The following is a 9,145-nucleotide window of genomic DNA, read 5'->3' as shown; positions in this document are numbered from 1 at the left end:
TTCTCGATAATCTTGGAAGCCACAAGTCGAAAACTGTCAGGCAAATGATCCAGGCTGCTGGCGCCAGGCTGTGGTACCTGCCGCCATACTCGCCCGACCTCAACCCGATCGAACAGGCATTCTCCAAGATCAAACACTGGATGCGGCAAGCTCAGAAGCGCACCATCGAGGACACTTGGCGCCACATCGGTCACCTCATCCAGGACATCCAGCCTCGCGAATGCGCCAACTACTTCGCCAACGCCGGTTATGCTTCCGTCAAAATGTGAAACGCTCTAGCCTGCCGACCTTAGTTCTTGGGCAGCTTCGGAATGCTCTCGGCAAAGCCGTTGAAGCAGGCCAGCCGCTCGTCCTCTTCCTTGAAGAAGCGACAGTCGGCATAGCCCTTGGCCTTTGCCGGCTTCGGCTTCGGAGCCGGCGGGATCACGGCGTCGTAGCAGTTGAGGCGATCTTTGGTGCCGTCGTCGATCTCGAGGCAGGCCTGGAGCCGAACGGCGACCGACTGCGGCTTGCCCTTCGCCGCCGCGGCAGGCTTGGCCGCCGCCTCTTTGGTCCCCTCCTTAGTCCCCTTGGGCTTGACCTGCACCAATGGCTTGTCCCCGACCATCGGTGGCTTCTCGGTTTGCGCAAATGCGGAGGCTGAATAGAGCACCGCTGCAACCGCCAGAATCATCCTCATCTCAGTCAACTCTCTTTGATCCCCGTGACCGGCCTTCTAGCGCTCCCGCGCGCCGTTTGCCAAGCGCCTTGCGTATACGACGCGGCGTTCAGGCGGTGGCGGCAGCCGCCGGCCGGGGCCGGGTCAGCACCACCAGGATCAGTGCCAGCACGACAAAACCGACCGCGACGAAGCCGAGCGTGTGCAGGAGCTCGCGGGCAAACAGCAGCCCGCCGACGGCGGAGCCGACCGCCTGGCCGATATAGAGGACCGAGGTATTGAGCGCGACGGTCGCCGACGCCAGCGGCGGCGCGGCCGCAACCAGCCGCACCTGCTGCATCGAATTGGTCGAGGCGAAGCCAAGGCCCCAGATCGCGACCGCGCCCGCCATCAAGACGAGCGAGCCGGCACCGAGCGCCCAGCCGGTCATCCCGGCAAGCAGCAGGCAGGTGAACAGCAACGAGGTGCGATAAGGCCCCGAGCTGTCGACGATGCGGGTCGCGATGACAACGCCGAGGAAGCCGCAGACGCCATAAAGCGCGAATACCATGCCGATCGCATCGGGACCGGCGCCGGTGAGCTTGTTGAGCAGCGGGCCCATGTAGGTGAACACGACGAACTGTCCTGACATTTGCAGCATCGTGATCGCAAGCAGCAGCAGGATCGTCCTGCTCCGGCCGACGGCGGCCCATGTCTTCAGATTCACCGGTACGCCCTTCAGGCCCACCGGCAGACGCAGCAGCAACAGCGTGAAGCTGATGCAGCCGAGCGCGCCGATGCCGCCATAGGCCGCGCGCCAGCCATAGCGGCTGGCGATGAAGGTGATCAGCGGCAGGCCGACCGCAGCCGCCAACGACCAGCCGAGGAAAATATACGCAATGGTGCTGCCGCGCCGTTCCGCCGGCATGATCAGCGCTGCCGTGCCGGCAGCCTGCGGCGTATAGAGCGCGCCGACTGCGAGCATCACGAGGCGAATGATCAGGAGGCTGGAGTAGTCGGGTGCGAAGGCCGAGGCGAGATTGCCGAGCGCGAGCACCGCCAGCGTCGTCGCAAGCAGCGTCCGCCGCTCGATGCGGCTGGTGAGCCAGGCCGTCAGCGGCGAGCCGATGCACAGCGTGACGGCGCCGAAGGTGATCAGGAGCCCGGCCGCATGGATGCTGACGTCGAGCCCCGTCGCCAATTCCGGCAGCATGCCGGCCGGCGCCAGCACCGAGCAGCCGGTCACGAGATTGCCGAGCATCAGGGCGGTGGGGGCGAAACGGCCGGCGGCTGGGGCATTTTCCATGCAAACGCATGTAGCGGTGGCTTGTGACGAGTTAAAGGGTACAACGCCAAATAGTTGGGGCTGCGCCCCCGGTTTTGCGCGCCACTTTCTTGGAATTGCCGGATTGCGCAGGCCGAATCGCCTGATATATCGCTCGTTCCCGCTTACCTGCGCTCGTTCGCAGGAGTGAGCCTCAGGAGAAAAGCAATGTCCGACCAGCCCAAATCCGAGTCCGGCTTCCAGTACAGCCTGTCCAATCTGAAGCCTGTGACCCCCACTCCCAAAATCACCCTCACCTTCCCTGACGGCGCCCAGCGCCAGTTCGACAAGGGCATCACCGGCCTCGACATCGCCAAGGGCATCTCGCCGTCGCTGGCCAAGCGCACGGTTGCGATGGCGCTCGACGGCGCGCTCGCCGACCTCAACGATCCCATCGAGAATGATGCAAAGATCGAGCTGGTTGGCCGCGACGATCCGCGCGCGCTCGAATTGATCCGCCACGACTGCGCGCACGTGCTGGCGGAAGCCGTGCAGACGCTGTGGCCGGGCACCCAGGTCACCATCGGTCCGGTGATCGAGAACGGCTTTTACTATGACTTCTTCCGCAACGAGCCGTTCACGCCGGAAGACTTTGCCGCGATCGAGAAGAAGATGCGCGAGATCATCGCGCGCGACAAACCCTTCACCAAGGAAGTCTGGGATCGCGAAAAGACCAAGCAGGTGTTCCGCGACAAGGGCGAGGCGTTCAAGGTCGAGCTGGTCGACGCCATTCCCGGCAACGAGCCGATCAAGATCTATTACCAGGGCGACTGGTTCGATCTCTGCCGCGGCCCGCACATGACCTCGACCGGCAAGGTCGGCAATGCCTTCAAGCTGATGAAGGTGGCCGGCGCCTATTGGCGCGGCGATTCCAACAACCCGATGCTGACCCGCATCTACGGCACGGCCTTCGCCAAGCAGGAGGACCTCGACGCCTACCTCAAGCAGATCGAGGAAGCCGAGAAGCGCGACCATCGCAAGCTCGGGCGCGAGCTCGACCTCTTCCACTTCCAGGAGGAAGGTCCGGGCGTCGTGTTCTGGCACCCGAAGGGCTGGACCATCTTCCAGCAGCTGATCGCCTATATGCGCCGGCGCCTCTCCGGCGACTACAGCGAGGTCAACGCGCCGCAGATCCTCGACAAGGTCTTGTGGGAGACCTCGGGCCATTGGGGCTGGTATCGCGAGAACATGTTCGCGGCGCAGTCGGCCGGCGACGAGGCCGAGGACAAGCGCTGGTTTGCGCTCAAGCCGATGAACTGCCCGGGCCACGTGCAGATCTTCAAGCATGGCCTGAAGAGCTATCGCGACCTCCCCTTGCGGCTCGCCGAGTTCGGCGTGGTGCATCGCTACGAGCCCTCCGGCGCCATGCACGGCCTGATGCGCGTGCGCGGCTTCACCCAGGACGACGCACACGTCTTCTGCACCGAAGATCAGCTCGCTGACGAGTGTCTGAAGATCAACGATCTCATCCTGTCGACCTATGCCGATTTCGGCTTCACCGGCGATCTCACCGTGAAGCTGTCGACCCGCCCCGACAAGCGCGTCGGCACCGATGCGATGTGGGATCACGCCGAGCGCGTGATGGCGACCGTGCTGCGCGAGATCCAGTCGCAGAACAATCATATCAAGACCGAGATCAACCCGGGCGAAGGCGCGTTCTACGGGCCTAAGTTCGAATATGTGCTGCGCGATGCCATCGGCCGCGACTGGCAGTGCGGCACCACGCAGGTCGACTTCAACCTGCCGGAGCGGTTCGGTGCGTTCTACATCGACCATGACGGCGGCAAGAAGCCGCCCGTGATGGTGCACCGTGCGATCTGCGGCTCGATGGAGCGCTATATCGGCATCCTGATCGAGCACTATGCCGGCAGTTTCCCGCTCTGGCTCTCGCCGGTGCAGGCGGTGGTCACGACCATCACCTCCGAAGGCGACGAATACGCCAAGGTGGTGCTGGAGCAGGCGCGGCGCGCCGGGCTGCGGGTCGAGATCGACCTGCGCAACGAAAAGATCAACTACAAGGTCCGCGAGCACTCGCTGGCCAAGATCCCGGCCCTGCTCGTGGTCGGCAAGAAGGAGGCCGAGACGCATTCGGTCTCCGTCCGCCGGCTTGGCAGCGACGGCCAGAAGGTGATGTCGACGGCCGAGGCGATCGCCGCCCTGGTCGAAGAGGCAACCCCGCCCGACGTCAAGCGGGCGCGGGGCATCGTCTGATCCCTGAAATCGATCTAAACTCGCTTCCGGTTGGGGGCGTGCATGCTTATCTCGGCATGGCACGCCCGACGACCAGCCGAAGAGGATAGCGCAGTGCCCGACGCCATCGAACTCCTGAAGACACGCCGCTCGGTCAAGCCGCGCGAGATGACCGGGCCCGGCCCCTCGCCGGCCGAGCTCGAGACGATCCTCACCATTGGCGCGCGCGTGCCTGACCACGGCAAGCTCGCGCCCTGGCGCTTCATCATCTTCGAGGGCGACGGCCGCCAGCGTGCCGGCGAGGTCATCGCGAGGGTCTTCGCTCGGAAGAATCCGGGCGCGCCGGCGGCCGACGTCGAGGTCGAGCGCAAACGCCTGATGGACGCGCCATTGGTGATCGGCATCGTCAGCTTCACCAGGCCGCATCCGAAGGTGCCGGCGTTCGAGCAGGAATTGTCGGCGGGCGCCAGCGCCATGAACATCGTCACGGCCGCCACCGCGCTCGGCTACGGCGCCTGCTGGCTGACCGGCTGGTTCGCCTTCGACCGCGACGTGCTTGACGGCCTCGGCCTCAAGCCGGACGAGAAGCTCGCCGGCTTCGTTCATATCGGCACGCCGACCAAACCGAGCGAGGACCGTCCGCGACCGTTCCTTTCGGAAATTGTGACGCGATTTTAATCGAAGGCTTGTTGACGCCCCGAACGTTGTGCGGCTTTGATCCCGGCGAGGGAGGAAGCCCGGATGCGACGGCGTGAATTTCTTGTCGGGGCCGCGATGCTCGCCGGCTCGATCGCGCGAAGCCGTGCTGCCGATATTCCCGCCCCCTCGTCCGAGGGGCTCGACCGCATCACGGCGTATTTTGACAACGAGGTGGGAAGCGGCCGGCTGCCGGGCGCAGTGATCCTGGTCCAGCAGCACGGCAAGCCGGTTTATCTGAAGTGCTTCGGCGTGCGCGACACCAGGACCGGCCTCGCCATGACGCCGGACACGATCTTCGCCATCCACTCGATGACCAAGCCGATCACGTGCCTTGGCGCGATGATGCTGATCGACGAAGGCAAGCTTGCGCTCACCGACCCCGTGTCGAAATACATCCCGCTTTTTGCCGACACCAAGGTGGGCCTCGAGGTGACCCTGCCCGACGGCAAGCTGGAGCTTGACCTCATCCCGCCGGTCCGTCCTGTCAACATCGAGGATCTGCTGCGGCACACCTCGGGCATCAGCTACGACTACATCGGCGGCAAATGGGTCGAGCAGGCCTACAAGGCCGCCAATATTTTCGAGGGTCAGTTCAACAACAGGGAATTCGCCGATCGCATCGCCAAGCTGCCGCTGGCGCGGCAGCCGGGAACGCTGTGGCGCTACGGCCATTCCACCGACGTGCTCGGCGCCATCATCGAGATCATCTCGGGCCAGACGCTGTATCAGTTTCTGAAAGCACGCATCCTCGACCCGCTCGGCATGAACAGCACCAAATTCGCGCTGGCGACGGAGGACGAGCTGGCGCGGATGGCGCGGCCGCTGCCGAACGATTTCATCCTGCTTGCCGGCGAGCGCGACCGCCTCGATCATCCCGAATGGCAGTCCGGCGGCGGCGGCCTGCTCTCGACCATTACCGACTATCAGCGCTTCGCGCAGATGCTGCTAAACGGCGGCGAGTTCGCGGGCAGGCGCTACCTCAGCCCGGCCGCGTTCAAGGCCATGACGGCCGATCACATCGGGCCGGGCTCCGGCGTCGGACGCGACTACTTCTATTTCCCGGGCGACGGCTTCGGCTATGGCTATGGCCTTGCGGTGCGGACCGATCCCGGCAACGCCAAACCGCCGCCGCCGGGCTCGCTCGGCGAATTGAAATGGGACTCAGGGAGCGGCACCTATTTCGGCGTCGATCCCAAGCTCGACATGGTCTACCTCATGATGCAGCAGACCCAGAACGAGCGCAGCCGCATCACACCCGCGTTCAAGGCGCTGGTCTACGACTGCTACCCGCCCGCACTACGCCGCCCGTGAGGTGCGCTGACCGAAATCGGCGAGGAGCTTTCCGATCTCGGCCGCGGGCCGCGCCGCGCTGAACAGAAATCCCTGCACCTCGTTGCAGCCTTCGGCGCGCAGCCAGTCGAGCTGATCCTCGGTCTCGACGCCCTCCGCGGTCGTGGTGATGTTGAGGCTGCGGCCGAGCCCGGAGATCGCGCGCACGATCGCGCCGCAGTCGGGCCGCTGCGCCAGATCCTTGACGAAGGAGCGGTCGATCTTGATCTTGTCGAAGGGAAAGCTGCGGAGATAGCTCAGGCTGGAATAGCCGGTGCCGAAATCGTCCATGGAGATGCCGACGCCGAGTTCGCGCAACTGGTGCAGGATGGCGAGATTGGCATCGGTCTCGGCCAGAAAGATCGACTCGGTGATCTCGAGCTCGAGCCGCTTCGGCGACAGGCCTGACTGCGCCAGGGCCGAGATCACCACCTGAACCAGGTTGCGGCTGCGGAATTGCGCCGCCGACAAATTGACCGCGACCTTGACGTCGACAGGCCATTTGACGGCCTCGGCGCAGGCTTCGCGCAACACCCACTCGCCGAGCTGGATGATGAGGCCGATGTCCTCGGCAACGGGAATGAACTCGGCCGGCGAAATCATGCCCTTGTCCGGATGACGCCAGCGCAGCAGCGACTCGAAGCCGGAGATGCGGTCGGAGGCGATCGATACCAGCGGCTGATGGTGCAGCTCGAACTCGCCATTGGCAAACGCGCGGCGCAGATCGAGCTCCATGTCGCGGCGCCTCTGCGCCTGGAGGTCCATCTCACGCTCGAAGAAGTGGTGCACGCCACCGCCCTCGGACTTCGCCCGGTACAGCGCCATGTCGGCATTGCGCATCAACTCTTCCGGCGTCGTGCCGTCGCCCGGAGACAGCGCGATGCCGATGCTCGCACCGATCACCATTTCCTGGCCGTCAATCTCATAGGGCGTCTTCAGCATGTCGATCAGCAGGCTCGCACAGGCGCTGGCCTCGTTCGGCGACACGTCCGCCGCGAGGATCACGGCGAACTCGTCGCCGCCGAGCCGCGCCGCGAGATTGGCGCCGCGGACCGTGGCGGTCAGGCGTTCGGCGACTTCCTTCAACAGCCGGTCGCCCGAGGGATGACCGAAGGAATCGTTGATGTTCTTGAACAGGTCGAGATCGATGTAGAGCACGCCGACCCGTTTTCCCCCGGCCTGGCCCAGCGCCTGCTTCAACCGTTCCTGGAAATATTCGCGGTTCGGCAGGTCGGTGAGCCCGTCATGGTGCGCCATATGGGCGATGCGGGCCTCGGCCTTGCGGCGTTCGGTGATGTCGACCACCGCAACCAGGTAGCCGTCGCGATCGTCGAAGACGACGCGGCGGCCGAAGGTGAGCACCTCGATCTCGCTGCCGTCGGCGCGTAAGTGCCGCCAGTTGCGCGACGAGTGATAGGCATCGCCGAGGCGCTCCAGCGCCTCGGCGTGGCTGTCCCACTCGTCCTGCGGCCAGATCTCGTGCAGCTTCATGCGCAGGAAAGTGGCGCGGCTGTAGCCGTAATGCTGGACCGCGGCGTCGTTGACGCTGAGAAACTCCTTGGTCTCTGCGTCGAACACCCACATCGGCATCGGGTTGTTGTCGAACAGCAGGCGGAACGAGGCATCGCGCCGCTTCAATGCGGTGACATCGGAGATCGTCAGAGAGACCACGTCGGCGAAGGCGGTGGCGCTGAGCCTGAGATAGCGCCCTTCGCTCTCGATCTCGAGCTGCTCGCCGCGGCCGCCCGAAATGGCCTTGAGCAGGAATTCCATCACCTCGGGCGAGGCCAGCAGCGTGATGCCCTCGCCGATCCGACGCCACAACAGGCTTCCGCTCGCAAGCTTCAGCAGCTCGCCCGCGCTCTTGTTGTGATGCACGACCTGAAGATCGAACGGCTTGCCGGCGGTATCGCGCAACGTCGCCAGCGAGACCACGGCATCGTCGGTCGAGGAAAAGATGGCGTCGAGGAGATTGTATTGCGCGCCGCGCTCGTTGACATAGGCCCCAACCAGCGTCGCGCCCCAGCGCGAGGACGTCGGCAGCGCCAGCAAATCGTAGGTCCTGACCATGCCGTCGCGCACGCAATGCGCGCTCGCCTGGTGCGGCCGTCCGGTCGCAAGCGCGCTCGCCGCCGCTTCCGATAGCGCCGTGGCGCAGTCCGGCGAGAGCTCGGCGACGGCAATGTCCCAGCGCTCCTCGCCGAGCCATTTCTGCACGTAACGTCCGCTGCGGGACAGCTCGAGCACACCGTCATTCTTCAAGAGCGCGATGTGGTCAGCGAGCCGTCCGAGGCTGCCGAGCATCACGTCCTCATAGCGCGGCAGCCGCTCGCCCGGCTTCAACGCCGCACGCCATTTGCGCTGAAGCACCGGGATGTCGTCAAACATTTCGGCGGCCGGTTTTCCCGGCATCTTCTTCGCGGCAGTCATTGCAGTCCCCAACGCACTTTCCCGGCGCATCCAATGCAGGCGCGCTTAACGACGTGTAAAAAGCGCACAGGCGCGGGGTTCCGTTCGGCGATTATGACAGTTTTAAGTCAGGTGTTGGTTAGTGGGCGTTAGAGACTGTGACGGTTGTGCAAAGGCGATGCTCTCGTGTCCCGGACGCGACGCAGCGCGCAAGCGTTGCGGCGCAGAGCCGGGACCCAGCAGGCCGGGTTCTCGCTGCTGCATGGGCCCCGGCTCTGCAGCGCACCGCCGAAGAGGCGCTGCGCTGCGTCCGGGGCACGAGAGCGGGGTGATGGGGCGCAGTTGCTTCCACGTCGTCATTGCGAGCGAAGCGAAGCAATCCAGAGTGCCTCCGCGGAGGGATTCTGGATTGCTTCGTCGCAAGGGCTCCTCGCAATGACGGAGTGTGGGGTGACGGGGTCGCTTCATCATTCGCATTCATCGCAGACACGCCCTCGTATCCTCGCGGCTGATCTCGCCCGAGCTTTGCCTCGATGCTTCACCCTCGAATGAAAGAG

At 64.7% G+C, this 9,145-nt stretch carries 7 protein-coding genes; 4 read left to right on the top strand and 3 right to left on the bottom strand.

The genetic code is table 11. From position 1 onward, the window contains the following. The coding region (locus tag YU9_RS0137590; RefSeq protein ID WP_027577315.1) for a transposase at positions 1-269 on the top strand (269 nt) is incomplete at its 5' end. 20 nt (positions 270-289) lie between these two features. Here YU9_RS0137590 and YU9_RS0137585 read toward each other — a convergent pair. Together YU9_RS0137585 and YU9_RS0137580 are read right to left on the bottom strand one after the other, a co-directional pair. After that, positions 290-679, bottom strand: a complete 390-nt coding sequence (locus YU9_RS0137585; protein ID WP_027577314.1) for a hypothetical protein — start codon at positions 677-679, stop codon at positions 290-292. A gap of 88 nt (positions 680-767) precedes the next feature. Continuing rightward, positions 768-1,943 carry an MFS transporter gene (locus YU9_RS0137580; RefSeq protein ID WP_027577313.1) on the bottom strand — a complete coding sequence of 392 codons (1,176 nt, stop codon included), beginning with the start codon at positions 1,941-1,943 and terminating at the stop codon, positions 768-770. Positions 1,944-2,129: 186 nt separating this feature from the next. Here YU9_RS0137580 and thrS point away from each other — a divergent pair, with 186 nt between their 5' ends. From thrS to YU9_RS0137565, 3 genes are all read left to right on the top strand, one after another. Then, the gene (thrS, locus tag YU9_RS0137575) at positions 2,130-4,172 is read left to right on the top strand and encodes a threonine--tRNA ligase (RefSeq protein WP_051380668.1); all 2,043 of its coding nucleotides are present in this window, start codon (positions 2,130-2,132) and stop codon (positions 4,170-4,172) included. Between the two features lie 93 nt (positions 4,173-4,265). Beyond that, entirely contained in the window at positions 4,266-4,829 is a 564-nt protein-coding gene (locus YU9_RS0137570; protein WP_027577311.1) for a nitroreductase, read from the top strand. A gap of 63 nt (positions 4,830-4,892) precedes the next feature. After that, positions 4,893-6,161: a serine hydrolase gene (locus YU9_RS0137565; protein WP_027577310.1), complete on the top strand. Its 1,269-nt coding sequence runs from the start codon at positions 4,893-4,895 to the stop codon at positions 6,159-6,161. Here the strand turns inward: YU9_RS0137565 and YU9_RS0137560 are convergent. Beyond that, positions 6,147-8,609, bottom strand: coding sequence for a bifunctional diguanylate cyclase/phosphodiesterase (locus tag YU9_RS0137560; protein WP_027577309.1), 2,463 nt, complete (start codon positions 8,607-8,609; stop codon positions 6,147-6,149). The two genes, YU9_RS0137565 and YU9_RS0137560, sit on opposite strands and share 15 nt — an antisense overlap. Positions 8,610-9,145 lie beyond the last annotated feature (536 nt).

The organism is Bradyrhizobium sp. WSM1743 (genome assembly GCF_000473065.1).
Lineage (GTDB): Bacteria > Pseudomonadota > Alphaproteobacteria > Rhizobiales > Xanthobacteraceae > Bradyrhizobium.
Note: the sequence above shows the minus strand (reverse complement) of the source record. Positions and strands in the feature narration are given on the sequence as shown.

What these genes read in the sequence shown, in the direction of transcription:
- YU9_RS0137580 (WP_027577313.1), bottom strand. Translation starts at nt 1,943, where the DNA reads ATGGAAAATGCCCCAGCCGCCGGCCGTTTCGCCCCCACCGCCCTGATG.
- YU9_RS0137585 (WP_027577314.1), bottom strand. Translation starts at nt 679, where the DNA reads ATGAGGATGATTCTGGCGGTTGCAGCGGTGCTCTATTCAGCCTCCGCA.
- YU9_RS0137565 (WP_027577310.1), top strand. Translation starts at nt 4,893, where the DNA reads ATGCGACGGCGTGAATTTCTTGTCGGGGCCGCGATGCTCGCCGGCTCG.
- thrS (WP_051380668.1), top strand. Translation starts at nt 2,130, where the DNA reads ATGTCCGACCAGCCCAAATCCGAGTCCGGCTTCCAGTACAGCCTGTCC.
- YU9_RS0137560 (WP_027577309.1), bottom strand. Translation starts at nt 8,609, where the DNA reads ATGACTGCCGCGAAGAAGATGCCGGGAAAACCGGCCGCCGAAATGTTT.